The sequence below is a fragment of the Paenibacillus sp. MAHUQ-63 genome (genome assembly GCF_028765165.1).
In the GTDB taxonomy this organism is placed as follows: Bacteria; Bacillota; Bacilli; order Paenibacillales; family NBRC-103111; genus Paenibacillus_E.
This window is the reverse complement of the sequence record NZ_JARADB010000008.1, coordinates 1-25,481: the sequence shown is the minus strand read 5'-3', so window position 1 is coordinate 25,481 and position 25,481 is coordinate 1. Positions and strand designations below refer to the sequence as shown.

At 54.6% G+C, this 25,481-nt stretch carries 22 protein-coding genes and 2 rRNA genes; 3 read left to right on the top strand and 21 right to left on the bottom strand.

The annotated features are described in order from the left end of the window. Positions 1-3 precede the first annotated feature (3 nt). The 5 genes from PUT07_RS30475 to PUT07_RS30455 all read right to left on the bottom strand — a co-directional run bounded on the left by PUT07_RS30475 (position 4) and on the right by PUT07_RS30455 (position 7,753). Positions 4-921: an ABC transporter permease gene (locus PUT07_RS30475; RefSeq protein WP_274472554.1), complete on the bottom strand. Its 918-nt coding sequence runs from the start codon at positions 919-921 to the stop codon at positions 4-6. Positions 922-1,093: 172 nt separating this feature from the next. Continuing rightward, positions 1,094-2,824: a sensor histidine kinase gene (locus PUT07_RS30470; RefSeq protein WP_274472553.1), complete on the bottom strand. Its 1,731-nt coding sequence runs from the start codon at positions 2,822-2,824 to the stop codon at positions 1,094-1,096. A gap of 1 nt (position 2,825) precedes the next feature. Next, a complete protein-coding gene (locus tag PUT07_RS30465) occupies positions 2,826-4,325 on the bottom strand; it encodes a response regulator transcription factor (protein ID WP_274472552.1) in 1,500 nt (499 codons plus the stop codon). A gap of 90 nt (positions 4,326-4,415) precedes the next feature. After that, entirely contained in the window at positions 4,416-5,345 is a 930-nt protein-coding gene (locus PUT07_RS30460; RefSeq protein ID WP_274472551.1) for a polyprenyl synthetase family protein, read from the bottom strand. 83 nt (positions 5,346-5,428) lie between these two features. Then, a complete protein-coding gene (locus PUT07_RS30455) occupies positions 5,429-7,753 on the bottom strand; it encodes a sensor histidine kinase (RefSeq protein ID WP_274472550.1) in 2,325 nt (774 codons plus the stop codon). Between the two features lie 67 nt (positions 7,754-7,820). On the opposite strand from PUT07_RS30455, the gene PUT07_RS30450 reads away from it, so the two are divergent. The 3 genes from PUT07_RS30450 to sda all read left to right on the top strand — a co-directional run bounded on the left by PUT07_RS30450 (position 7,821) and on the right by sda (position 8,876). Beyond that, positions 7,821-8,012: a hypothetical protein gene (locus PUT07_RS30450; RefSeq protein ID WP_274472549.1), complete on the top strand. Its 192-nt coding sequence runs from the start codon at positions 7,821-7,823 to the stop codon at positions 8,010-8,012. 252 nt (positions 8,013-8,264) lie between these two features. Then, positions 8,265-8,702, top strand: a complete 438-nt coding sequence (locus PUT07_RS30445) for a hypothetical protein (RefSeq protein WP_274472548.1) — start codon at positions 8,265-8,267, stop codon at positions 8,700-8,702. Positions 8,703-8,723: 21 nt separating this feature from the next. Further along, a complete protein-coding gene (gene sda, locus PUT07_RS30440) occupies positions 8,724-8,876 on the top strand; it encodes a sporulation histidine kinase inhibitor Sda (RefSeq protein ID WP_274472547.1) in 153 nt (50 codons plus the stop codon). A gap of 516 nt (positions 8,877-9,392) precedes the next feature. Here the strand turns inward: sda and PUT07_RS30435 are convergent. From PUT07_RS30435 to PUT07_RS30360, 16 genes are all read right to left on the bottom strand, one after another. After that, positions 9,393-9,878, bottom strand: a complete 486-nt coding sequence (locus PUT07_RS30435; protein ID WP_274472546.1) for a (2Fe-2S)-binding protein — start codon at positions 9,876-9,878, stop codon at positions 9,393-9,395. Next, positions 9,871-12,231 (bottom strand): xanthine dehydrogenase subunit D, encoded by a 2,361-nt coding sequence (gene pucD, locus PUT07_RS30430; protein ID WP_274472545.1) that lies wholly within the window; start codon positions 12,229-12,231, stop codon positions 9,871-9,873. The genes PUT07_RS30435 and pucD overlap by 8 nt, the downstream gene beginning before the upstream one ends. Further along, the gene (locus tag PUT07_RS30425; RefSeq protein WP_274472544.1) at positions 12,215-13,135 is read right to left on the bottom strand and encodes an FAD binding domain-containing protein; all 921 of its coding nucleotides are present in this window, start codon (positions 13,133-13,135) and stop codon (positions 12,215-12,217) included. The genes pucD and PUT07_RS30425 overlap by 17 nt, the downstream gene beginning before the upstream one ends. A 192-nt stretch (positions 13,136-13,327) precedes the next feature. Then, entirely contained in the window at positions 13,328-13,978 is a 651-nt protein-coding gene (locus PUT07_RS30420; RefSeq protein WP_274472543.1) for a nucleotidyltransferase family protein, read from the bottom strand. Beyond that, complete coding sequence (locus tag PUT07_RS30415; RefSeq protein WP_274472542.1) at positions 13,972-14,976, bottom strand: XdhC family protein; 1,005 nt, start codon at positions 14,974-14,976, stop codon at positions 13,972-13,974. Before PUT07_RS30415 ends, PUT07_RS30420 begins: the two co-directional genes overlap by 7 nt. 43 nt (positions 14,977-15,019) lie before the next feature. Beyond that, the gene (gene ggt / locus PUT07_RS30410) at positions 15,020-16,615 is read right to left on the bottom strand and encodes a gamma-glutamyltransferase (RefSeq protein WP_274472541.1); all 1,596 of its coding nucleotides are present in this window, start codon (positions 16,613-16,615) and stop codon (positions 15,020-15,022) included. Beyond that, the gene (locus PUT07_RS30405) at positions 16,609-17,856 is read right to left on the bottom strand and encodes a pyridoxal-phosphate-dependent aminotransferase family protein (RefSeq protein ID WP_274472540.1); all 1,248 of its coding nucleotides are present in this window, start codon (positions 17,854-17,856) and stop codon (positions 16,609-16,611) included. Before PUT07_RS30405 ends, ggt begins: the two co-directional genes overlap by 7 nt. Then, complete coding sequence (locus PUT07_RS30400) at positions 17,843-19,126, bottom strand: M20 family metallo-hydrolase (protein ID WP_274472539.1); 1,284 nt, start codon at positions 19,124-19,126, stop codon at positions 17,843-17,845. Before PUT07_RS30400 ends, PUT07_RS30405 begins: the two co-directional genes overlap by 14 nt. A gap of 6 nt (positions 19,127-19,132) precedes the next feature. Continuing rightward, the gene (locus tag PUT07_RS30395; protein ID WP_274472538.1) at positions 19,133-20,518 is read right to left on the bottom strand and encodes an allantoinase; all 1,386 of its coding nucleotides are present in this window, start codon (positions 20,516-20,518) and stop codon (positions 19,133-19,135) included. Between the two features lie 49 nt (positions 20,519-20,567). Further along, the gene (uraH, locus tag PUT07_RS30390; RefSeq protein ID WP_274472537.1) at positions 20,568-20,924 is read right to left on the bottom strand and encodes a hydroxyisourate hydrolase; all 357 of its coding nucleotides are present in this window, start codon (positions 20,922-20,924) and stop codon (positions 20,568-20,570) included. Continuing rightward, a complete protein-coding gene (gene pucL, locus PUT07_RS30385; RefSeq protein WP_274472679.1) occupies positions 20,921-22,375 on the bottom strand; it encodes a factor-independent urate hydroxylase in 1,455 nt (484 codons plus the stop codon). Before pucL ends, uraH begins: the two co-directional genes overlap by 4 nt. A 649-nt stretch (positions 22,376-23,024) precedes the next feature. Further along, positions 23,025-23,438: a hypothetical protein gene (locus PUT07_RS30380; protein ID WP_274472536.1), complete on the bottom strand. Its 414-nt coding sequence runs from the start codon at positions 23,436-23,438 to the stop codon at positions 23,025-23,027. A 383-nt stretch (positions 23,439-23,821) separates the two neighbouring features. Then, positions 23,822-24,355 (bottom strand): chromate transporter, encoded by a 534-nt coding sequence (locus PUT07_RS30375; protein WP_274472535.1) that lies wholly within the window; start codon positions 24,353-24,355, stop codon positions 23,822-23,824. Next, complete coding sequence (locus tag PUT07_RS30370; RefSeq protein WP_274472678.1) at positions 24,352-24,921, bottom strand: chromate transporter; 570 nt, start codon at positions 24,919-24,921, stop codon at positions 24,352-24,354. Before PUT07_RS30370 ends, PUT07_RS30375 begins: the two co-directional genes overlap by 4 nt. Before the next feature lie 258 nt (positions 24,922-25,179). Continuing rightward, positions 25,180-25,296 (bottom strand): 5S ribosomal RNA (rrf, locus tag PUT07_RS30365). 68 nt (positions 25,297-25,364) lie between these two features. Next, positions 25,365-25,481 (bottom strand): 23S ribosomal RNA (locus tag PUT07_RS30360); the annotation flags it as partial.

Below are 25,481 nucleotides of genomic sequence, written 5' to 3'. Positions count from 1 at the left end.
CCGCTACCATAGCGACATATCGTTTACCCGGCGGCTCGCCCGATTAGCGGCATACACTAAGATGAAACTGATAACCGAATTGAACAGCCCCACCGCCGTGGCGAATCCGAAGTTCTGCGACTCGATCCCTTGCCGGTACACGTAAGTAGAGATGACGTCGGCGGTTTCGTACGTGGCTCCGTTGTACAGCAGATACACCTTCTCGAAATTTACGCTCATGATCCCGCCAATGGAGAGCAGCAGCAGGATGACGATCGTCGGCTTCAAGCTCGGCAGCGTCAGATGCCACACTTCTTGGAACTTGTTGACCCCGTCGATTTTGCCGGAATCGTACATCTCCTGATCGATCCCCATAATCGCTGCGATATAAATGATCGAGGAGAAGCCGAAGCTTTGCCAAATTCCCGACGCCGTGAAAATCGTGCGAAACCATTCGGGCGCCATCATGAAGTTGATTTTCTCCATCCCCATCGAACTCAGCAGCGTGTTCACGATGCCGTCCGTCGGAGACAAGAAATTAATGATCATCCCGGCGATGACGACAGTGGATATGAAGTGCGGCAGGTAGGTGACCGTCTGGGCGAAGCTTTTGAACACACGGTTCCTGAGTTCTACGACGCATATCGCGAACACAATCGGGATCGAGAAGCCGATCACCAGCGGGTAGAAGGCCAGCAGGAATGTGTTACGCAGCAGCCGCCAGAAATATCGGGAATGCACGAACTGGTTCAGCCACTTCAGGCCTACCCATTCCCCTCCGAATATGCCATGTCCGGGCGTAAAGTTTTTGAAAGCAATCAGAATGCCCGGCATGGGCAGGTAGCAGAATATCAAATAGTACAGAAACACCGGCAAAAACATGAGCAGCAGCCATCTGTCTCTGCGGATCAGCTTGATCAGCGGCGTTTTGGAATCTCCCACATCGTTCCTCTCCTTTCGTTGGACATCTCCTTCTGCTTCTAAATCCAATTCTAGCAAACGCCGTTCGCCCCCTAAATCCAACATTTTTTCGATATGTGACACTTTCTTATGGATGTTGATGCCAACACGGGGACAACAAAAAACCGGCGCCCAAGCGCCGGCAACAATCATTTTATAGCGGTGTCTCCGCTCTATAGATAGGAAACGTCAAGCTAACCTTCGTCCCTCGGCCCGGTTCGCTATGAATGCGCACCCCGTACCCCTGGCCGAAACGGATCTGGATGCGGTCATGCACATTCCGCAGCCCATAGCCGGCGGTCTCCATGCGCAGCACCTCTTCGGCCAGCTCCGGACTCATTCCGGGACCGTTGTCCTCAATGGTGAAGGTAAGGTCCTCGCCGTCCCGGTACCCCCGCAGCACGATGCGGCCTCTGCCCTCGCCTTTGCGCAGCTTATCGATGCCGTGCTCCAGCGCATTCTCGAGAATGGGCTGGAAGACCAGATTAATCATATCGTAGCGCAGCAGCTCCTCATCGACCTCGTAGTGAAAGTCGAAATTGAAGTTATGCATAATGCTTTGGATGTGCATGTAATCCTTGGCGTTATCCAGCTCGTTCTTAACGGGAATGAAATTTCTGCCTTTATTCAACACCGTCCGGTAAAACCGGGATACCGTATTCGTGATCTGGCTGATCTCCATGGCATCGATTTCGAGCGCCTTCCAGTTAATGATGGATAGCGTGTTGTACAGAAAATGCGGGTTAATCTGCGTCTGCAGCGCCTTCAACTCCGCTTCCTTCTGTGTGATTTTGCTTTGGTACACTTCTTCGATCAGCGTGTTGATATTCGTCAGCATCTGACCGAAGCGGTTCGTCAGCTGCCCGATCTCATCCTTGGAGCCGCTCGACACATCGATCTTCAAATTCCCGTTCTCGACAATCATCATCTTCTTATTCAGCCTGATAATCCGTTTCACGAACGTATTGGAGAACATCCAAATAATGAGCAGCAGCACGGCCAGACAGACCGCCATGATCAGCAGCGTAGCGCTGACGATGCTCTTGGCATTGACCGCAATCCCGTTCTTCGGCGTCACGTAGACGAGCTTCCAGCCGGTCTCCGGCATTGCCTCTGCAATATACATATACTCAGTCCGATTGCTGGTTAGCGTGCCGATCTTCTCCCCGCCCTCCAGCGAGCGCAGCGCTGTCTGCGGAATATTTGCCGCCATACCGATATGTCTGGATAGGATCGGTGTTCCTTCCCGGTCCAAAATGAATATGCCGTAAGCTCCCGCATGAATATCATCCAAATCCTGAAAGATGCTGTCCCCATCGATGCTCAGAAACAACACGGAAGACGGCCTCACGTCGCCCGCTTCATCATCGCCGACGAAGGGCCGGATGGCGAATACCTTGCCGTTTTTGATATGCCACTGCGTCCCCTTCGTCTTCGCGTCCCGGCTCGCCCACTCCAAATCGGCCGTCAAGCCAATCGGCAGTATATACTCGCCGCGCAGAAGCGACTGGTTGTCCGTGAACACGGAAATTTGCAAAATATCCGAATTGAAATCCAAAATATTGCTGAAGAACGGATCCACGTAATCCCGGTACAAGTCCGGGAAATTGCCCTCGCCCGCGATGAAGATCCGTTTGAACACCACGTTTTGCGTGATCGAATTGATGATGGCCTCATGCTGTTTCGCCCGGTAGTTGATCGTCTCGGCAATCTGGCTGATCGCGCCGTCGAGGTTTTGCCTGGCCTGCTGCTGCAGCAAGCTGCTCGCTTGATGATAAGAGAACAGCCCTAAGACAAGCACGGGAATAATGGAAACGATCATATAGGAGATGAACAGCTTCTGCTTGAACCTCAAGTTCTGGAAGTAGGCTAGGAATCGTTTCATATCAGCCGGTCATCTCTCGGAATTTAGCGGGGCTGCAGCCGCGATAATGCTTGAACGTTTTGCAGAAGTAGGAAGTGTTCATGAAGCCCACCTGCTGGCTGATATCGGCAACGGTCAGATTCGTGCTCCGCAGCAGCTCCTCCGCCTTTTGCATGCGAACCAGCGTAATGTATTTCACAATCGTCTGGCCCACTTCCTTATGGAACAAATAGCTCAAGTAGGTCTGGGTGAGGAATACCCGGTCTGCGATCCATTTCAAGCTGATATCCGACATATAGTTGTCCTCAATGAGCTTCACAATATCCTTGATCACCTTCTTGCCGTGTTCCGGACCGTGCCCCTCCTGATCGCTGCCGAGCAATGCCATGACGGCGTGGACCTGCTCCTTTAATGCCGTTAACGATTTACTGCCGAAAATAGTTTCTACAACCGATTTGAACGCCGGATGATCATGCTTCTCAGCCTTTTCCCATATTTTCTTGGCTAGCTCGATGCACATATATTTAATATAGATGGCGGAGTGCTGCCCGCTCCCGTCAATCGTCTTAAAGAACAGCTCCACGCCCTTCCGGAAGCCGAAGAGATCCTTCATCTCCAGATGCCAATACACGGTCTCCATCAGCTTCGGAATCACGTCCGTCAAATCTTCTTTCCCTTGACTCTCGTCGGTATACAGCACCGTGCTTTCTTGGTAGAAGAACTTGTATTCGAGCACGTTCTCCATCACCTTGAACTCCTGTGCAAGATCACCCTCCGCCTCTGTCAGGCGTCCCGCGACCAAGGTGAACATCCCTCCGCGATGAGTATGAAGGCACTCCTTAAGCTTGAGCCCGACAGGCTCCAACTGCTCCTTGCAAAGTCCACGGTCATGCAGGAAAAAGAACAAGCTTTGATGCTCATTCAAATTCACATAGTGAAAAGGCGTCGCTATCGCCGCTTTCACCTGTGCCGGCAGTTCATCATGCTCGGCATCGAAGACGGGCTGCGTGAAATCCACCAGCAGCATCTGCACGGCTGTATGACGCATATCGATCCCGGACAGCGCGAGCTTCTCGGTCAGCCAGCTCTCCTGGCGATATGAGCTCTGAATCAGCTCCAACAAGAGCTGCTCCTTCTCCTGCTCCTGGTCTTTCTCGCAAAGCTCGATAACCCGGTTGAATTCGCGGATGAAATCACTCACATCGACCGGCTTGAGCAGATACGAGAAGATATGGTAATGAATCGCCTTCTGGGCGTACTCGAACTCGCCGTATGCGCTGAAAATCATCATGTGCAGATCAGGATACAGCTCCCGTGCCCTTCTGCACAGCTCCAGCCCGTCCATGAAAGGCATTTTAATATCCGTAAACAAAATATCAATAGGCCGGGACGCTAGAATGTCCAGCGCTTCCTCGCCGTTCTCCGCTTCCAGCACGTTCAAGGGCAGCTTGTATTTGTGAATGAGCCGCTTGATCCCTTCCCGCTCGATGTGCTCGTCATCTACGATGAGAATTCGAAACAAGGGCATCAGGCCTCCTGCGTGTTTTCCCTTCATCTTATCAAACAACCGCCGCCCTGAACATTCAACATTTTTTCGTTCCATGTGACTATTTTATGGAGTTGCTTCTTCGAGATAAGCGCCAAACGTCACTTCCCTGAACCTTTCCTTCCAGGGAGAGACCGCTGCGAGCCCCTCATATAGTTCCTGGGCCTTCTGCACGCAGACCGACTGCACCACTTGTCCGTACTCCAGACAGCCGGAGTTTTGGATCAGCCGGACGAACGCCTCTTCATCGTGCAGCAGCTCATGGACCGTGATGCGGCCGTCGTAGTAATCCTGGAAGGAGCGGAACGTCTCGTCCTCCACCTGCAGCAGATACAGGATGGGGAGCGTGCGCTTCTTCGCATATAAATCGTTCTTCTTATCGTAGCGCAGGAGATCGCGCATATCGTTCTGAATCTGATGGATCAGTCCGATGCAATCCGCCAAATCGTTCAGCTGGCTAACCGTATCCTGCGGGCATTCGAGCGTCATGTGCCCCATGAGGCACGCCAAGCGGAACAGCGAGCCGGACTTCTCCTGCGTCATCTTCATATAGTCGTCAGCCGAATCAGCGGCATTGACGACATCCTTGTGCTGCCCGTTGATCGATCGGCCTATCGCCCTCGTCACCTCAACAAGCCGTTCCGGCTTGACCTGCAGATGTCCCATTTCGCCGAAAAAGCCCATCAGCAGCGCCAGCACGGCATTCAGCGCCTCGGCTTGCGAGACTCGCATCCATGGCTTGTCCTCTTGATCCTGATCCTGCAGGTCGTCGACGATGTCCAGTATCAAATTGGCCAGCTCCGCCAAAGCCGCGTACCGGTCAATCTGCGGCGAATTCCCGCCCAGCATGTAATGGGTGCAGAGCGTAACCTTGGCCCATGCGCCGTTCTCTTCCGCCTTGTCGGCAATGAAAGATTTCAATAGCTCATTCAAAGACATGACATCTATGTACTCATCAACCAAGCGAATCATATGTTCATTTATACTCTGCTTCAAAGTTGGTTCGCTCCGCTTCTGTCTGAGTTCTCACTCATCTCTTGTAGTATTGAATCCGGGTTGATGACGTTGGACGACATTGCTCATGCAGTGATAACCTCCTCGATCGGAATCCACATCTTGATGCGCGTCCCTTGCCCTATCGTTGATTGAATATCGATGTGCCCGCCGATATGGATAATTCTGCTTCTCATTTGTTCAATCCCCATTCCTGATGCGCCGATCTCCTTCTGGGAACCTTCCTTGTAGGTAAAACCGACACCGTCATCCTCATAGTTCAGGAAGAAATGTTGACCGGCTTCGTCGATTGAAAACTGAACTTTCTCCGATTGCGAATGCTTCTTGGCATTATTCAAAAGCTCCTGTACGATTCGGAAAATATGCCGCTTCGTCGGTAAATCTACATGTTCAATCCTAGCTGCATCCTGCGTTTCAAACACAAGATCGAACGGTGCCGTATACGCTTCCTTCTCTATATACATTCGCAGCGTCTGTATGAGCCCAAGCTCCTTCAACAAATGCGGATTAAGCTCAAAACAGCTTTGGCGCAGACTGGCATTGATCATATCTACGAAATTGTTCATATTATGGAGCTGATCGAGGTCCGATTTGTCCAAGGTGCCCTTCTCAGAAATCGAAGAAATTCTTCTTTTCAGGAAAAAGAGGTCCTGCATCGTCGTATCGTGCAAATCATTGGCAATTCGAACCCGCTCCTCTTCCTGCAGCTCGAACATCACCTTCCGAAACCACTGAATGTCCTGCGCGGTCGATTCGTTAGGGAGCTGCGCGGCAACCTGCTGCAAATTGGAGGTTAGTTTGCGAATCAAATGCACATTTTCCAGGCTGATTTCCAAATAAGAAGTGATGAGCTGGAGCCACTGTTTCTCCTCCTTGGAAATTCGCATATTCGTTTTTTTCCTCGACATGATGAGATAGCCGGTATATGCCTCATGCCCCGTCATCTCTATACTTGTATAGTCGGGATGATGAAGCAGCGCGGACTCCCGGACTAGCCGCTCGATTTCAAGCGTATCCACTTCACCATGCGCAATAATTTCGATTTCATCCTTATGTTGGAAAACGATGACGCCTCCTAAGACTTGCAGCGTATTCACAATGTCCACAAGAATAATATCCTTCAACTCTCTCAGCGTGGAGATAGCGCCCAGATTCTTCGAAATCTTCTTCAAAGCGGATTGCAGGACGTGCTTCCTCGGGAACAGGAACGGCTCGAGCCGTGTGGTCCAGTATTCGGCTGCGTAGAGCAATAGAGACACAAGAATAATAGATCCAACGAAAACAAATAGAATTTGCTTCTGATTAACTTCATGGCTAAACAAAAAAGCATACATCCCTGTAAAAAGACTGACCGGAATAAACGACACCAACCCGGCGAAAATAAATCGCCGTATAACCAATCCGATGTCATATAGCTGATTCGAAGCAATTAAGTAGATAAACGAGATAGGAAACAAAATGATCGTCCAACTTGTATAGATTGCATCGATGACCCAGATATCAAGCAGCAATTTCGGTAGAAAAGAAAGACAGATAATCGGAAATATCGAAATAAATAATGAAAAACAAACGCTTTTCACTATGCTGGACAAATAAGTTTGTTGATTGCGAACCTTCAAATACATAAAGGCAATCACACATAGACTTATCAAGAAGCCGATGATAAAAGCGCTTAACGTAACAATCCCGTCAAGATGATATAGATTGATCATGGAGGGCAATAAGTATAGCCCCCTGCACAACGCTACAGCAAGTAAGCCGGCATAAATATATTTGAAATACGTTGTACCGATTTGTATTTCTCCTTTTTCTTGAAAAAAGGTGATGATGAAATGCAAGAACACAAAAGGCAATATCATCATAAAAGTGGATATGACAATCTTACCTAGAACATCGCCCCTTATGGATGCCCCCAGGCTCATATAAATAGCGGCCATCGTAAAAAAAACGACAGAAAGTAATTTGGCCGACGGGGAGTGCCTGAGCCTCAACAGAAGCAAACAAGCCAATAAGAGACAAACGAATTCCTCTGCTAACGGAATCATGTCATACAGCGTTGTGCTATTTTTGAAAATGGCATATTCCAGATCTACGCCGTCCCGGGAGATCAGGATCTGATTTGCCTGTTCGACAGCACCCCATTTGATCACATACTCGGACTCCTCCGGAGGCTTGCCATCGACCAGCTTGACAATGTCACCTACGGCCAAACCCAATTTCTCGCTTACACTCTGCGAATGAGCGCCTATGATTTCCCATTGCCCGTCTTTATTTAAATTTACGTTGATTCCAATATACGGCGTATGAAAGGTCAGGTAAGAACACCAAATTTGCACAATTAAAAAAATAACGACAAAAAAACCAAATAAAAATATTTTTCTAGCATACATGCATTCTGTCCTCCAAACATTTGGTATAATAGTCTAGTAGTAAAAATTTGTTGAAGGGAGTCTTATCATGCTGACAATCCAACTAGGTTCCAAGCTGCAAAATGTTGTTCACACGCTCAAAAATTTGGAATTGGTTCAAGCCGGGAATTCTCTGGCAACTGCGGCTGGCGCACTTTCCAAAGAAGAATCCAACGCGGTCTTGAAAACCTTTACAAACAGAGAGAAGAAACAAACAGAGCCCATTTGCAACTGGTTTTAATGTCTTTGTCTTATTTTACCAAATGGAAAGAAGATTGTATAACCAGCTTTTGGCTGTTATGCAATCTTTTTTTCGTTTCAGCGTACTTTCTTTTGCACGTTTATGCAAATCCTTTGCATCTCCATGCAAAAAGTTTGCGTTCAATCGCTTTATTTTTACGGTGTGATCAAGCTGCTCAAATAATATGATAATTCGTATATATATGGTAATTCATTTCGTATCTACTCCCCAGGAATCGGAGGCGTTCGGGGTATGAAAGACAAAACAATGAGCCGGTGGAATACCTACGATCCCTACTATATTCAACTTGCCGATAAGAAGATCGTCGACATCGTTATCACTCGCCATGCGCACGCCCGGTACTGCGCCCGTATAGGCAGCGAGACCTCCACGCTGGAGGAGATCTGCGCCCTTCTGTGGGAGAAGCTTAAGAACGGCCAAATCTCTTCTTACTATAGAAACGAAGAGGATGTCTATGTGGTCGATGACGATATGCTGTTTGTCGCCCAGTTCCCGCTCGACGAGTCGGAGACGGACCTGCTAGGCAACCCCTTACATAAAATGATCGTCGTCACCTTCCTCGGCCTCATGTCGCAAACGATGGAGCTGCGCGATCTTAGAACTTACTACTCCTGGCTGCGCCATTCACGCCGAATGACCTTGGTCAAAAATAGCCGTAAACGAAAATAACGCGAAAGAGGTAGGAGGAAGTTGCTACAAACATTGAGCCGTCAGGGTCTTATCGATGCTTACTTATCGGCTATGGATCTACAGCTGGAACAAGCCTTCGTGGACCTGCTCCGGCAAGAGCTTCATAGGCGGAATATTGCCCTCGAGGGACTAACGGCCTCCGGCTCTGCGTAGCTTGCAGCAGCGGTGCCTTGCGAAATAAAGCACGGCGAATGGAAAAGCACCCGCCTTAGCGGGTGCTTTTCTTCTTCCTCATCAAACAACCTATTGTGCTCGTACGTCCACTCGGTTACCAAGTAATTCTAACGGACACAACGGCCGTTATCCTCCTGATGACCGCATTGTTTCAAACCTAACGGACACCAGAGACCTTATTTGGCGATTTCAGAGTGAAATTGGATCTGAAATAGGCAAATAGCGTTACTGGTGTCCGTTAGAATCTTCAAACAGCGATTATTCCGCAAATAAGCGCTCCTGTGTCCGTTAGCATTTAACCAAACGAGTCTTGGACGTGCCTTCGCTCGCATCAATAGAGCTTGGAGCAAGTCTCAAGATGACCCTGGCATGCCCGAACCAAGCAGAGGCAGCCTTACCGTGGTCCGGGATCCCCCCCGCAGATCCCGCTGCTGCCAAGCAACGCTCCGGTCGCCAGCACAGAAGACGCAGCTTCATCAGTCTCATCAGCCTCATCTATAGCTCTCTTTTCATCGATAACCCGCATCTTTCCACCGCCCGGAAAATCCCCTCATACCCTGTGCACCTGCACAAATTGCCGCACAGTGCCTGTTCAGCCTCCGCCCTCGTCGGGGCGGGATTGCTCTCCCATAAGGCCGTTAACGTAACGACCATACCGGCAGTGCAATATCCGCACTGCAGCCCGCCCTCCTCCAGCATCGCTCGTTGAACGGGATGCAGCTCATCTCCGCCTGATATCCCCTCAATAGTCGTCACCTGCTTGCCGGCCGCCTGATAGGCCATCAGCAAGCAAGCGTTAACGGGCTTGCCGTCTAGCAACACCATGCAGGAGCCGCATCGTCCGATTTCGCAGGATACTTTGGTGCCGGTCAGCCGCAGGTCGTCCCGCAAAATATCCGACATCCGCTTGGAAGCAGGAACCGGAATGGCGATCTCCTGTCCATTAATGGAACATGCCAGCACATACGTTGTATTAGTCAATGGCCTCCACCCCTTCCAGCCAATCGATGGATTGCACGATCTGTTCCGGTGAGATCGGGAGTCGGTTCACCCAGATGCCGGCCGCCTGCCGGACCGCTGCCGTAATGGCCGGCGCCAGCCCGACGCTGCCGATCTCGCCGACTCCACGCGGACCGAAGGTATCCCCTTCGGGCAGCTCTTCGATGGCATCCACCCGAATCGTATGCGGGCTGTCCCGAAACGTAGGGATCAAATACGTATCCAGATTGTGCCGCACATAAGCACTCTCCTGCATCACGGCATCCTCGGTCAGCGTGAATCCGAGCGCCATCACGCTGCCTCCCTCGATCTGGCCGAGGAAGCCCATCGGATTAATGACAGGCCCGGCGGCAATCACGTGATCGGTGGCGATCACCTTCACCCGCCCTGTCAGCATATTGACTTCCACCTCCACGACCGCTGCGGCGTAGGTGTACAAATAATGTGCCCCGACCTGCCCCTCCGGCGTCGTCGGGTAATCGAACGCCGTCTGCACGGCGATCGGCGTGGCTGCCGCTTCGGCTGCCGCCGCCACCTGCGCGTACGTCACAACCGGTCCGCCCGCTTCATCGCCCTTGCGATGAATGCCGCCTGCGCCGGTTGTCAGCTCGTCGGCGGCGACGCCCGCAAGCGCAGCCGCCTGCGTCAGCAGCGCCTGCATAAGCGGCGGCTTCAGCCGCTGCAGCGCGCGCCACATCATCGTGGTGGCGCGCGACGCCGTGCTCGAACCGCTGCTCGGCACGCGGTCGGTATCGCCGATGACGATGGAGATATCGTCCTTGGCGCAGCCAAAGCAATCCTGCAGCATAAGCGTCAGCGCTGCATATAGCCCTTGCCCGAACTCCTCGAAGCCGAAGGAGGCCTGCAGCTTGCCCTCCGGCGTCAGCTCGAGACGCCCGCCCGAATGATCCGGGATGCCGAGCCCGAGCCCGGCGCCGTGCATCACCATCGAAGCGCCGACGCCCCGCCGAATCCATGGGCCCGCTGCTGCATCCGCTGCATCCGCTGCATCCGCTGCATCCGCTGCCGCCCCTGCTCCTGCTCCTGCTCTTGCTCCCGCTCCCGCTGCGCCACGCTTCGCCCATAACGGCGACTCCTGCACCTTGCTCCAGACTTGGGCGGCGCCTTCGGTCGGGACGATCTGCTGGCCCATCGGTCCCGGATCGTCAGGAGCCCTCAAGTTCAGCCTGCGCAGCTCCCAAGCGTCCATGCCGAGCTTCTCGGCCAGCCGTTCGATCTGGCTCTCCACGGCGAATATCACCTGATTGCCGCCAAAGCCCCGGAACTCTCCGGATACGCCGTTATTCGTATAAACACTGGTCCCCTGCACATCCACATGGGGAATTCGGTAAGGACCGATGGCATGTTCCGTAGCAAAATTCAACACCTCGCAGCCCAATGTCGCATAAGCGCCCGTATCCGCCAGGATGCTGACCTGGTGAGCGACAAGCCGGCCATCCGCATCCGTCCCTGTCTTCATGCGTATCCGCATCGGATGCCGTTTGATGCCGGCGATGACGGATTCGGCGCGGGAATTGTGCATGTGGACCGGAAGTCCGGTCCGAAGCGCCAGGATAGCCCCGAAGGGCTGCAGATTCAGCTCATCCTTCCCGCCGAAAGATCCTCCGATCGGACTGGACACCACCCGAATCCGCTCCTCTTCCATAGCGAGAATGCGAGCAAGCTGCATCCGGTCCTTATAGCCGTGCTGTGTCGGCGAATAGACCGTCAGTCTGCCGTCCTTCTCCGGAATGAATAAGCCGCCTTCCGTTTCCATGTACGTGTGCATTTGTCTAGGCGTATAGTACGTCTCCTCCACGATGTGCGCACATGCAGCGAAGGCGAGCTCAGCCTCGCCATGCTGCAGCGAAGTTCGATGCAGCAGATTGCCCTCCGGGTGAAGAAGCACCGTCCCTTCGTCCAATGCCGTCTCCGGATTATCGACGACGGGAAGCGGCTCATAGACGACCTCGATCAGGCTCAGCGCATATTCCGCAATGTCTTTCGTATCGGCGGCGACAGCCGCCACGGCATCCCCGACATACCGCACCCGGTCTTGACACAACACGGGCTGATGCGGGAAGGCAATCCCGAACAGATTCAGGCCGGGCACATCCTCCGCCGTGATGACAGCACGTACGCCGGGAGTCTGTCTCGCCTTGCTCGCATCGATGGATAGAATCCAAGCATGGGCGTGCCGGCTTCGCAGCACTTTGCCGTACAGCATGCCCGGCGCCGTCATATCCGTCAAATATTGCAGCTTGCCGGTTACCTTATCTTCACCGTCAGGCCGGATGATCCACTTGCCGGCATGCGTCTCACGATTGAGGAGCATCGGCTCCGCCCCCTTTTCGCCAAGCTTTATAGCATTCGGATACGATGAGATTCGCCGCCGTCAACTTGCGGTAGGCTGCGCCGGCATAGTCGTCGGCAACCGCCTGGAAGCTCTCCGACACGCCTTTGTGCAGCGTCTTCAGAACCGCTTTGCTTAGCCTCTTCCCGACGATGTCCTCCTCCAGCTCGAAGAATCTCGCCGGCACCGCATTGCCTCCGCCTGCGCTTAGAGCTATAGCGGTAACCGTACCGTCCCCCTCCAGCTGCAGCTTCCCGGCAACCGTGACAACCGAAGGAGTGAACGCCTCCCGACGTCCCACTTTGGAATAAAACGCATAGCTCCCCGAGTCAAGAACATCATCCGCCTCCTCTGACGGCACAACAATCTTCGTTAGCACCTCGTTGTTCGCAGCTTGCTGAACTTCGAGCCACTCCCTCAGCGGCAGCATGCGTTCATTGTACCCATCCGACCAGACCAGCCCTGCATTCATAATGAGCAGAACAGGAATCAGATCTCCTGTCCGGGTCATCACATTGCCCCCAATGGTGGCTAAATTGCGAACCGAAGGAGCTGCGATCTCGGCACAAGCTTGCACAAGCACTCCGCATCGCTGACTTATCAGCGGATGTTCCATCAAGTCCGCCAAGCAAAGGGCCGGCCCTATATGAAGTTGACCTGAAGCGTCAATCGTTAATCCGGATAGCGCAGGAATACGGCTCAAGCTGATCAAGTGCTTCGGCAGCATGGCAAGACCGCTCTCCCATCGCGTGCGGAGCCAGGTTCCGCCTGAGATCAGAACGGAGGCATCCCCCCATTGGCGCTTCAACTGCATGGCCTCCTCTACGCTTACCGGCTGCCACACGGCTGGCTGCTGCTCCGGCAGCTGGTGCAAAGGAATTGACATGAACCGAACCCCCTTAGCTTTAGACAATATGTTCACGCGCGCTGCTATTATGATCCGCCATTAAATTAGATCAACTATAAACAATCTCCAAATTTTAAGTCAACTAAGTTGACACTACTTTGTGTTTTTGTATAAAAAAATAGCGCACCATTAGTAATAATGCACTTTTCGTTTCCTTTATGTTATTGAAATTTACATGGAATGGTGCGTATATATGCGCTTCGCCTCTTCATACCGTTCTACGGTGTCTACGTCCATGAATTTCAGTTGCTGTTTCTCCTCAATGATCTGCCCGCAGTACTCCGAGGAACGCAAGAGCGCTCGCGCTCCGACATCACCCTCCAAGGCTGCGGCAGCAGGCCACATCCGGGGTCCCATAATGAGCGGTGGCTTCGGCAAACCCCGGTCCCCGCTGGCTACATAGTCAAGCTCCGCGTATCGGCTGAAGGCTTGCGTAAGCCCAAGCAGCATGGGACAGTCGATGAACGGCTGATCGGCCAGCAGCACCATGATGCCCTCAGCGCCCATCGCGGCAGCCTCCCTAATCCCTGTGCGCAGCGAATGGGCCATCCCCTGCTCCGCATCCGGGCAAACGACGAGCCGGCAGCGCCCCAGCATCCCGTGCGTCTCGGCAGCCCCGGGCAGCCAATCTAGCGGGTCGTCCCCGCGCACGACCACAATCACGGCGTACAGCTCGGAATGGAGCGCCTGCAGGAGGGCGGCGCCGCCAAGCCGCACGCCCGGGGCCAGCTCCAGCGACTGCTTCGCCGTCCCCATCCGGCGGGAGCAGCCGGCCGCCAAGTAGACGCCGACGACCTTCCTCTTCGTGAGCGTTACTACCATGGCCGGCAGCTGGGACCGTCACGCATAGGGTCGACCGGCGAATTCCAAGCTCCGTCCGTGCGTATGCCGCGCTTCGTGCGGATCAATTCCGCCACGATGCTGACAGCATTCTCCTCCGGTCCCTCGGAGCCAATGTTCAGTCCGACCGGATAATGGAGCCAAGGGGGGCGCTCCGCTCCATCCAGCAGCTTCTCGGTACGTACTCTCGAGCCCATAATGCCGAGATACTGCAGCTGCCCATTCAGAACTCCACGGACGAAATCCGCATCCTTATCGAACTGATGACTCATGACAACGACATAATCGTCGGGACGCAGCGCCAGCTGCTGCACCAATGCCTGCGGGAAAGCCGCAATCGTCTCGGCCCCGGGGAATCGTTCGGGCGTACAGTAGGCATCCCGCCAATCCGTCACGACCACGCGAAATCCGCTGCCGGCAGCCAACTCCGCAAGCGGCACGGCGTCCGGGTTCGCACCGAAGATGATCAGTCTCGGCTTCGGCAAGAAGAGATGGCTGTACGCCGGAATCGGCATTTTCCGTCCGCTCTCCTCTTCCGCTGCTTCATAGGCGCCGGACAGCTTATAAACAATATCGGAGTACCCCTTCCGGAATACCCGCTTCAAGCGCACAGCCTCCCCGCGCTCCAAACCGGCTCTGATCGCGAGCAGCTGCACCAGGAGCTCACCGGTCACAGGCTCCAGCAGAATGCGAATGAGCCCGCCGCAACCGATCGTCTCTCCCCAGCCGAAATCGTCCGCAGGCCGCATATCGTACTCCACCATTTGCGGCTTGCGCGACTCCCACACGAGAGGCGCGTACCCGGATAGATCGGCTTCCAAGCAGCCGGGCGATATGCTGCCGAGCATGCTTCCATCCGTCATCAGCAGCATCATGGCTCCTTGTTTGCGGTAAGCGTGGCCTTCTACATGAATGACGGTCGCCAGCACGACCGCCTGCTTGTGACGCTCCATCTCTCGTAAAATGTCATAGGCTTCCATCCTGCACCGCACCTCACTTCTCGTCTCGCGTTCCGCCTTCCCGTTACCAGCCTATCGCCGACCCGTCGCCCCGAGGATCAGCAGCGCCGCTCATCAAACCGCTCTCATCGATGACAATGCCCTGCGCCTGCCCCATCATGCCATCCCAAGGGCTCACGAGCTCCACCCGGTGCCCCCACTGCTTAAGGCGGGCATAGACTTCGCCGTCCAAGCGCTGCTCCACCTTCAACGCATCTCCGTCTTCGCCCCACGTCCGTCCGTATACCCACCGGGGGAGCGATATCGCCTCCTGAATCGATAAGCCGTAATCGAGCACCCCTGTCAGAATGGACAGCTGCGTCTGCGGCTGGCCTTCCCCGCCCTGCGTGCCGAACAGCATATGCGGCTTACCCGCTCTGCTCACGATCGCCGGCATCAGCGTATGAAACGACCTTTTCATCGGCTCCAGCACGTTGGCGCAGGACGGGTCGAGCGAGAAGAAAGTGCCCCGGTTCTGCAGGATAATCCCCGTGCAGCCGGGCACGTAGGCAGCGCCGAAGTCGAAATACAAGCTTTGAATGAAAGAGACCGCGTTCCCCTCTCCATCGACCACGGCCGCATATGCCGTATCCTGCCCCATCGCCGGCGACGAATGTGCGCTAGCCACGGGCGGCTCCGCCTGTATCGCCTCCCACAGCTCTCTGGCGTACTCCTTGGACAGCAGCCTATCCAGAGGTATTTCTTGGAACCGGGGGTCTGTCAGAAACTGATCGCGATCTTTGAACGCCTTCTTAATCACTTCCGTCATGATATGATAAAAATTCGCCGAAGCTCTGGGAATCGCACTGACCTCTATGTTTTCCAGCATATTCATCATCATTAGCGCAGTGAACCCTTGCGAGTTCGGAGGCATCTGATAAATTTCGTACCCCCGGTATGTCGCAGAGAGCGGTTCCACCCATTCTCCGGCATACTGCAGGAAGTCTTCCTCACGCAGCAGCCCGCCGTCCCGTTGAACAGCCTCCGTAACGGAGCGCATGATCTCCCCTTCGTAGAAAGCGCGCCGGCCATCCTGCTGAATAAGGCGAAGCGTCTCTGCAAGCTCTCTCTGAACGAGGCGGTCCCCTTCCTTCAGCAGCTGGCCATCGGCGATATACAGCGCGCTAAGCTGCTCCGACGCCCGAATGAGGGCTTCGTCCTTCTTCATCCAGAGCAGCAGATTGCGCGAAACCGGAAATCCGTTCTCCGCATAGGCAATGGCCGGCTCCAGCAGCTGCTCCCAGGGCAGCTTGCCGTATTTCTCCCATACCTGCCACCAGGCGTCAACCATGCCCGGCACCGTAATCGCGCTGAGAACGCCTCTTTGCGGAATCTCCTGCAAGCCTTGGGCTTTATAAGCATCCGGCGTCGCCAGCTGTGCGGATTTGCCACTGCCATTGAAGCCCGAATATATGCCCGTGGATCCATCGTACATCAGGAAAAAGGCATCTCCACCGACTCCCGTCATATGCGGGTAAACGACACCGAGCGCTGCGCTAATCGCGATTGCGCTATCGAATGCATTGCCTCCCTGCTGCAAGATTGCGCTTCCCACACTGCTGGCCAAATAGTGAGGCGTGGCGATCATGGCACGTTCCGCTCGCGGCATGATGTTTAGCATGTCGTTCCCTCCTCTGCGGAAGCATAGCTGCGCAGCGCTGCCTGCAGCGCTTTCCCGACGTTCACATCGGCGGCGCGGTGCCAGAGCAGAACCGCTTCCAGAGCGCCTAGCACGTGGAGGACATTTTTCTGATTGCAGCTGAACCCCATCGTTCCTATCCGCCATATACGGCCTTTCAGCGGTCCGAAGGAGGAAGCGATTTCGATACCGAAGGTGTTCAGCAGCATCGCGCGCACAGATTCTCCGTCGATCCCATCCGGAATACGAATACAGGTAACGACCGGCAGCTTGCAGTCCGGGTTCCCGTATAGCGTCAGTCCCATGGCCTGCAGGCCGGCGACTAGCGCAGCTTCATGAAGGCGGTGTCGTTTGAAGCGCATCTCCAATCCTTCCTCAAGGACCAAGCGCAGCCCTTCCCGCAAGGCGTACAGCATCGAAGTTGCTTCCGTATGATGATTGAGCCGCTTCGGGCTCCAGTAATCCTGCAGCATGCCGAGATCGAAGTAGTTGCTCGCAACGGGCTTCGTGCCGGATGCAACCGAATCTTGCTCCCGCAGGCCGCGTTCGATCGTCTTGCGGCGCAACACCTTCGCCTCGACCCGGCTGTTATAGGTGATCGGCGACATGCCCGAAGGAATGGACAAGCATTTCTGCGTCCCGCCGATGACGGCGTCAAGCTGCCAGGCATCGGTTTCTACCGGGACGCCGCCGATCGTGGCGACTGCATCCACAACGAGCAGCGCGTCCACTTCACGGCAGGCCGCTCCGATGCCGTCGAACGGCTGCATACAGCCCGTCGATGTTTCGCCGTGAACCATCGTCACGATGTTCGGCCGTTCCCGGCGAATAGCGGCGGTGATCTCCTGCGGATCGAATACCGTTCCCCACTCCCGCTCCATGATGACAACATCGGCGCCGCACCGTTCGGAGATTTCGACTAGCAGGTTGCCGAACCGTCCGTAGATCGGGACAAGCACCTTGTCCCCCGGTTCAATGACACTCACCAGTATAGCCTCGATACCTGAACGGGAGGTACCGTCGATCGGATAGGCCCACTGATTGCTCGTTCGGAAAACATCGCGCAGCATTTCCATCGTTTCATTCATTAAGGCCGTAAACTCCGGATCGAATTGTCCCAGAATCGGATAGGACATGGCACGAAGTACCCTGGGGTCAACCTCGACGGGTCCGGGAGTCATGATCGTGCGAAGCGAGGGAGATAAGTCTTTATATGTTTTCATCTGCTTTACCCCCATAGCCGTATTGGTATAACACAAGTACCAGCGTCCGGAAACCCGCGATCAAATCCTCGGCTGCCGTATACTCCGCAGGATTGTGACTGATGCCGTCCGCACTCGGCACGAAAATCATCGCCGACGGACATACCGGCCCGAACATCTGAGCATCGTGACCCGCCCCGCTCGGCAGCCGCATATGCGGAAATCCTTCGGCTTCGCAGGCGGATTCGATCTCGGCCATCATACCGGCATGCATAGCGACAGGCGGTGCAAAAACATGCTGAACCGTATCGATGGTAAGCCCACGTCGCTTGGCAACCTCCTCCAGCTTGGTTAGCAATGTCAGGCAGAACCTGCGCATCGAAGGCTCGTCGGTATGACGAATATCGAGCGTGAATTCCACTTCGCCCGGAACCACATTCGAGGACCCCCGCTTCACTTCCAAGCGTCCTACGGTAGCCACAAGCGGTTCGCCGGCCTCCAGCGCCAGCCGCTCTGTTAGCGCCACCATTTCGGCTGCTCCGGCCAATGCATCCCTGCGCATCGTCATCGGCGTCGTGCCTGCGTGATTCGCGCTGCCTGCAACGACGGCGGTCATGCGAATTTGTCCCACGATGGCGGTGACGACGCCGATTTGTTTCTTTTTATAGGTCAGTACGGCGCCCTGCTCAATATGAACTTCGAGATAAGCGCCCAAATCATCGCGCTTGGCCGGATAATCCCCGGCATCCGCTGCTGGGAAGCCCGCTTGCTGCATAGCCTCCAGCAGCGTGACGCCGCCGGTGTCGGTCAGCTCGCCGGCCAGCCGCATCGACCTTGCCCCGGTCACGTGACCCGAGCCCCAATAGGCCAGCGGGAAGCGGCTCCCCTCTTCTTCGCAGAACGAAACGGCGAGCAGTGTCCGCTTCGGCGGCCCGTATGCCGCGTGCAGGTACCCGAGCGCCATCATCGAGGCGACCACGCCGTAAGCGCCGTCATACTTCCCGCCGTTTTTGACCGTATCGATATGCGACCCGGTCAGAACGGGCTTCAAGCCGGCCTTCGTGCCCGGCAGTTTCCCGAACAAGTTGCCCACAGCATCTAGACTTGCTTCCAGCCCTAACTGCTCCATCCCGGCGGCAACCGCGCGCTGTGCTTCCAACCACGGCTCCGTGTAGAGCAGCCGGGTCACCCCGCCTTCGGCGTCAGCTCCGTAGGCGGAGAGCTCTATCAGCATAGCGAGCATGCGCTCTCCGAAGCGATCCAGCAGCTCCTGTTCCTGTGAATCCGGCATCCTGCTTCACCTCCCGCCGGCGAAGGGTGCCGGACGCAGCCATGCTCCTTGCGGCTGCCCTATCGTCCCTTCGCCAAGCCCATACACCCGGATGCCGCGACAGAACGTCGCTGTCACCCGGCAGCCGAACGTCCGCCCTGCATAGGGACTATGCCGGTGGCGGTACAACAGATCCTTCTCCTGCAGCGTATAGCTCAGGTTCAAATCGACGACCGCGAAGTCCGCATCCGCACCGATTGCGATCGCTCCTTTGCGCGGATAGAGGCCGAACCGCTTGGCCGGCTCCAACGACAGCATCCGCGAAAGCGCGGGCAGCGTCATCCCCCGGCGAAGATGTCCTTCATCCAGCATCAATTCCAGGGAGCTTTGCGCCCCGGAGATGCCGCCCCACGCTTCGAAGAAATCCCCTTCCTTCATGGGCGATGGGCACGGGGAGTGATCCGAAGCGAGAATGTCCAGCTTGCCGGCGGTCAGCTCTGCCCACAGCCGGGCTTGATCCTCCGCCGTGCGCAGCGGAGGCGCGCACTTCGCCACAGGGCCCAGCCGCTCCAGATCCGCGGACGTCAGGGTCAAATAATGCGGGCATGTCTCCACCGTGACGTCCATGCCTCTGGCCTTCGCCTGCGTGATGGCCTCCACCGCCTCCGCGCTGCTGATGTGCACGAAGTGCAGCTTGCAGCCGGTCTTCTCTGCATAACCGAGCGCCCGGTTCACCGCTTCAAGCTCGGCTGCAATCGGGCGCGTCGCCACGTAATCGAGCGCACCGCGCCTGCCTTCCTCCAGCGCTATGGCTGCTCGCTGAGAGGTGATCTCCTCGCTCTCCGCATGGAGGGCGAGCACGAGTCCCAGGCGGCTGATTTCCTGCATCCCCTGATACAGCGTTGGGTCGTCAACCTCAGCGAAAATATCTTCTCCCTCTCCCCCCGGGCAGGACATGAACGCTTTGAACCCGATGACGCCCGCCTCCGCCAGCTCCTGCAGGTGACCGATATTCCCGGGAACAAGTCCGCCCCACAGCGCATAATCGATCAGAGACTGCCCTTCCGCCGCTTCCCGCTTGAGCTTCAGCGCGCTGAGCCGAACCGTGGGAGGGACCCCGTTGAGCGGCATGTCGAAATAAGTGGTGCACCCGCCTGCAGCCAGCGCAGCCGAGCCGGTGACGAACCCTTCCCAATGGCCGAGAGCAGGTTCATTGAGATGGACATGGACATCGATCATGCCGGGCAGGATGTGCAGGTTCTCCGCATCAAACACCGGCGTATGCTCCGAGCACACCAGGTTGTCGCCCAGAGCGGCAATAATGCCTCCGCGAATACCGATATCCGCCTGCCGCACTTCGTCTGCAAGGACGAGAGTCCCCTTGCGAATAACGAGGTCGTAATGTAGATCCATGCGAGCTCCTCCTCGATACGGAATGGTGTTGACCTATATACGAGGTCTGCTAGCTGCCCCGGTATGTGTTGTATCCCCACGGCGCAATCAGAATCGGCACATGATAGTGCGTATCCGCAGAAGCTACACCGAACCTGATCGGCACCCGATCCAGGAAAGGCGGATCCGCCATTTCAACACCGGCTTGCCGATAATAGTCGCCGACATGGAAGAGCAGCTCATACGTCCCCGGCTGGAAAGCTTCCCCGCCCAGCATCGGTCCCGGCAGCCGTCCGTCAGCGTTGGTATGCTCCGTGCGAAGCAGTTCGGCCGCTCCATCATGCAGCCGGTATAAGTCTATGCGCACATTCTGAGCGGGGCGGCCTTGGCTGATGTCCAGTACATGCGTTGTCAGTCCTGCGCTCATAGGCTCTCCAGATCCTGTCTGGTCATGGAGAAGCCTTGGAAACCGTAAGGCGGTCTAGGCTCCGTGAACACTTTGCCTTCCCCTGCCGACGCTTGCTCCAGAACCGTCTCCCACGTCCGGTTGTTGGATTCGAAACGGATTTCTTTCAATTGGGGGAACCTGAGCAGAGCGCGTTGTCCGATGCGGTAGATGAGATTTTGAATCGACGGCGAATGCTGTTCATGGAATACGGTATGCGCAATGTCCCGGATTTGCTCGGCGGCAACGTAGCGTCCCAGATCGGAGTCCAGCGCATTCTCTATCTCTTCGTAGCTCCAGGCGATATCGAGGAAAATAAACAGAGGACGATCATAGGACTCCGGGAGCGTCGTATACTCATCTCGGACGAATCCCGCGAAGGAGCTTCCTTTGACCTTAATCAGCTTCAGATCGGCAACGCCGCCTTCATGGGCCGCTACAGCGATTCCATCATGGGCTCGCGTCAGCTCGACCATGGCCTTCGGATGCTCGTTCTGGCCATAGCGGTAGACGAGATTGCCGCTTTCGAAGCCGCCCTCCCCCGGCACCGGAAGCACATCGAACGAGACTTGATCGGCGGTCATCTTCACGCCCGTCATCTGCGGGTACGTCTCCAGCAGCTTGCGGCACGCGAATGCGAGGAACCCCTCCGCCGTAGCTCCGTCATATTCTCCGGCTTTGCGCAGAATGAAATTTTTCATAGAGTCGGTCGCCACGACCAACGTGTTGTCTCCCGCGGCGAATGAGGTGATAAACGACTCGCCGCTAACTGCAACCTTGATATTCATCCCGAAGAGCACATTGTCCCGCCCCGTAAAACCCGATTCTGGAATTAGCGTCAGATTCGTCAGCGGCTTGGCATAAGAGCGATACACCCATACGTCGCCTTTTCCGTAGTACATCATTCTCTCGGTCCTATTCGTCATTGCATTTCCCTCCCCTTCCTTCGCCAGTATGTCATCCAGACGCAGACGCCCGATTTTGCAAACCTCCTGCAGCGCCTTGCTTCTCTCCTCCTTCGCTTCCCGACGGATTCGAAGCTTCAGCGCTTCGCGAATCGTCTCTTTCGTCTGCCCCTTAACAGCCATAATGAACGGAAAGCGGAAGGCCTCTGTATATTGCTTGTTCAGTTGAAGAAACTGCTCATATTCATCCGGCGTTAGCTGATTAAGACCGGCCCCAGCCTGCTCTTGTACGGATTGGTCCGTCATACGAACCCTCGTTCCCAAGTCCGGATGTGCCCTAAGGAGCGCCAGCTGTTCAGCCGGGTCCGCCTGCCATACGGCCCCTTCCAATGCGCTGATGAGGTCCTGCCGTGCGGCGAAAGGCCGTGAACGATAGGCGCGTTCAGCCACCCATGGCGAGTGCTCAAACAATGGACCGAAAGCTTCGACAAACTTCTCCTCATTCAATTCATTCACTTGCTGCAGCATTAGCGGCACGACCCATCACCTCATTGTCGATGTAAATGTTATCCATTCTCGTTCAAGATTTGTTTCATTGTAAATGCGGCATCCCTATGGGTCAATTTATATGAAAGAAGTTTGTAAACTTTCATAACACACGTAACTTTTTTTGTGAAATAAGCAAAATCGCATCAAACAGTCACAAAAAAGCTGACCACTCGGTCATCCCTGAAACATTCCGATCCTCTAAAGGCAACTGCTTCTCCATGTACACTCATTCTGCATTCTCCTCGGGTATAATTAGTGATCTTGTCCCGCTTGATTCGTCCATACCGAACTCACCCGTATCTCATTTCATATAGAAGATTCATATGAAAGATGGCCTTTACAGTTCCTGTAGTTGCAATCTTCACGGGCGGGGCGGCTTCCGGTGGTAACTCCCAGCAGCGGCAAGCCCGGATGAGATATTGCGCGCTCGAACGAAGCGTGGGGCAGCGGTTTCTCCCCCGGTGTAAGGTGCGGTATGACGTTTACTGCGGCAGGCCGTTTTAACACACCAACTATGATCAACAGCACCACCGACTATGGGCTGTACGGGCATATCGTTATGAGCGACCAGGCGCTAGATACGTACGCGCTTGCGCATGAGGCCGGTCACTGTTTGTTCGGCCGGTTCTTAAACAACAGCAACCCGAACAGCTTTTCGATTAACGATCCATCCAATCCAGGCAACGACCACAGCAATAATCCTCAGAACCTGATTTTCCCAACCATCCCAAACAGGGATCCGTTCATCTTCGCTTCGCAGTGCACCACCGCTCGAAATAGCAAAATCGTCCTGCAAAACGCGTCCAACGCGCGGGGGAAAATAATCAAAAGCAATCTGAGCATGATGAGAAAACTGAACGGCATGATCATCAAAAAAATGAGATCTATGAAAAAAAGCGTCGTGCACATAAGAAAAAATAAAACGACAAGGTATCGCCGTGACGGTGGTACCTTGTTTGTCGTCTAAGACATTGTCCAGCTCCTTCGCCTTAAGGCGCGCTCTCTTATGTACGGCCCCATGATCGGCCATGATGAGTTGCACGTACGAAACGCCTAACAGATAGAAAAGTGCAGCCAGCCCGGCTAATGGACACAGCTGCGCTTATTGGATCGCTGTGGGCGCTAGATAAATCTAACGGACACACATGACGTTATTTGCCCATTTTAGTATGATTTCCGCCTGGAAATCCGCAAATAACGTCCCCCGTGTCCGTTAGATGCGATACGAGGCTGTATTCGCGGCGATAACGGCCGTGGTGTCCGTTAGGATTAAGTGCCGGCATGACCTTCCGCTCCCTTACATCCTCCCCGGCATAAGCCCCTCATACCGTCTTCTCCCGATGCCGCCATACTCCTCGCCGCTCCACTCTGATATCAAAAAAGCTGTCCCAGAAACGTCATAACAGACGATCCGGAACAGCTTTATCAGGATAAGAAGATAGCTCCATACACAAACCCGACTACGATGACAAGCGCAGGATGAATTTTTACCCTTTGAATCAGATAGAAAGCGACTGCCGCTATACCAAAAAACTGCCAGTACCCGATCGCCTTCGTAGACTCTACCAAACTGCTCCAGGTTACCAGCACCATCATGATCGCGATAACCGGCTGAACGAGCAGCGTCATTCCTTTAATCACCGGGGATTGCTTATATTTCTGCAGAATATTCAATAAAATGATGAGAGCAATAATCGATGGTACTGCCGTTGCCGCCACTGCGGCCAACACGCCGATCCATCCGCCGATTTGGAATCCGACGTAGGCAGCGATTTTCGTCGCGATCGGTCCAGGCAGCGCATTCCCCAGAGCCAGCATATTGGAGAATTCCGAGCTGTTCATCCAGCCGTGATTCGACACGATTTCTTGATACATCAGCGGGATAGAGGAAGGCCCTCCCCCATATCCGAACACGTTGGAGAGAAAAAAGCTAACAAGTAAATGCCACCAGTCCATCATGCGCCCTCACCTGTCCCCAACTGCTTCTTCTTCCACTTCTCCTTGAGCTTATGATGAAATGCGCCGTATAGGAGGAAAAGAAAAATAACAATCGCCGGATGCACGGAGAAGGTTTGCAGCAGTAAGAAGGAAATCACGAAAAAGGTAATCCCGGCCGCCCAACCTAACCCTTTGATCGCCTTCTCTCCGAACTCGTAAGCCATTACGCCCAGCATGACGGCCACAATGGGCACAACAGCCGCGATCATCCCTTTGATTACCGGAGACGTGCTGAAAAATTGAATGAACGCGTACAAGCCGACCATCGCCACACAAGTTGGCACAATATGTGCCAGTACGCCTACCGCCGCGCCTCCAACGCCTTTGAGCCGATAACCTAAGTACCCAGCCAGCTTCGTGGCGATCGGTCCCGGCAGTGTATTGGCGATTGCCAGCACCTCCATGAATTCTTCATCCTTCATCCACTGAAAGCGTGTCACCGCTTCGTAACGAATCAACGGCACGATCGACGGACCGCCGCCATACCCCAAAATCCCCGTCCTCAGCATAGCCATGCCAATCTGCATATAGGTATTCCCCACGCGTATCACTCCTATCCCGCACTTATTGTAATATAAGTTTAAATGTTTTTATTGATTCTATCCCTATCTTTGTGAAAAATGACAATATTGCTTATGCCACTTTGGAACGACTTCGCCGGTATTGTCTGAACCGCTGACACAGTCACACAGGGGTAGCAGACGTCCGGTTCTTAATATCCCTTCCCCTGCGTGTTAAAACAAAAAAACCTTCCTGAGATTTCTCTCAGAAAGGCTTTCTCTCGTGCTTGGCGACGTTCTACTCTCCCAGAACCCTGCGGTTCAAGTACCATCGACGCTGGAGGGCTTAACGGTCGTGTTCGAGATGGGAACGCGTGGATCCCCTCCGCCATCATCACCAAACAGTCAAAGCGTGTTTGCGCCCTGAAAACTAGATACGAAACTTACGTAAAGTCGAACATTAGGTATATTAGGATAAGCCCTCGACCGATTAGTATTCGTCAGCTGCATGCATTGCTGCACTTCCACCTCGAACCTATCAACCTCGTCGTCTACAAGGGGTCTTACTAGTTGGGAAATCTCATCTT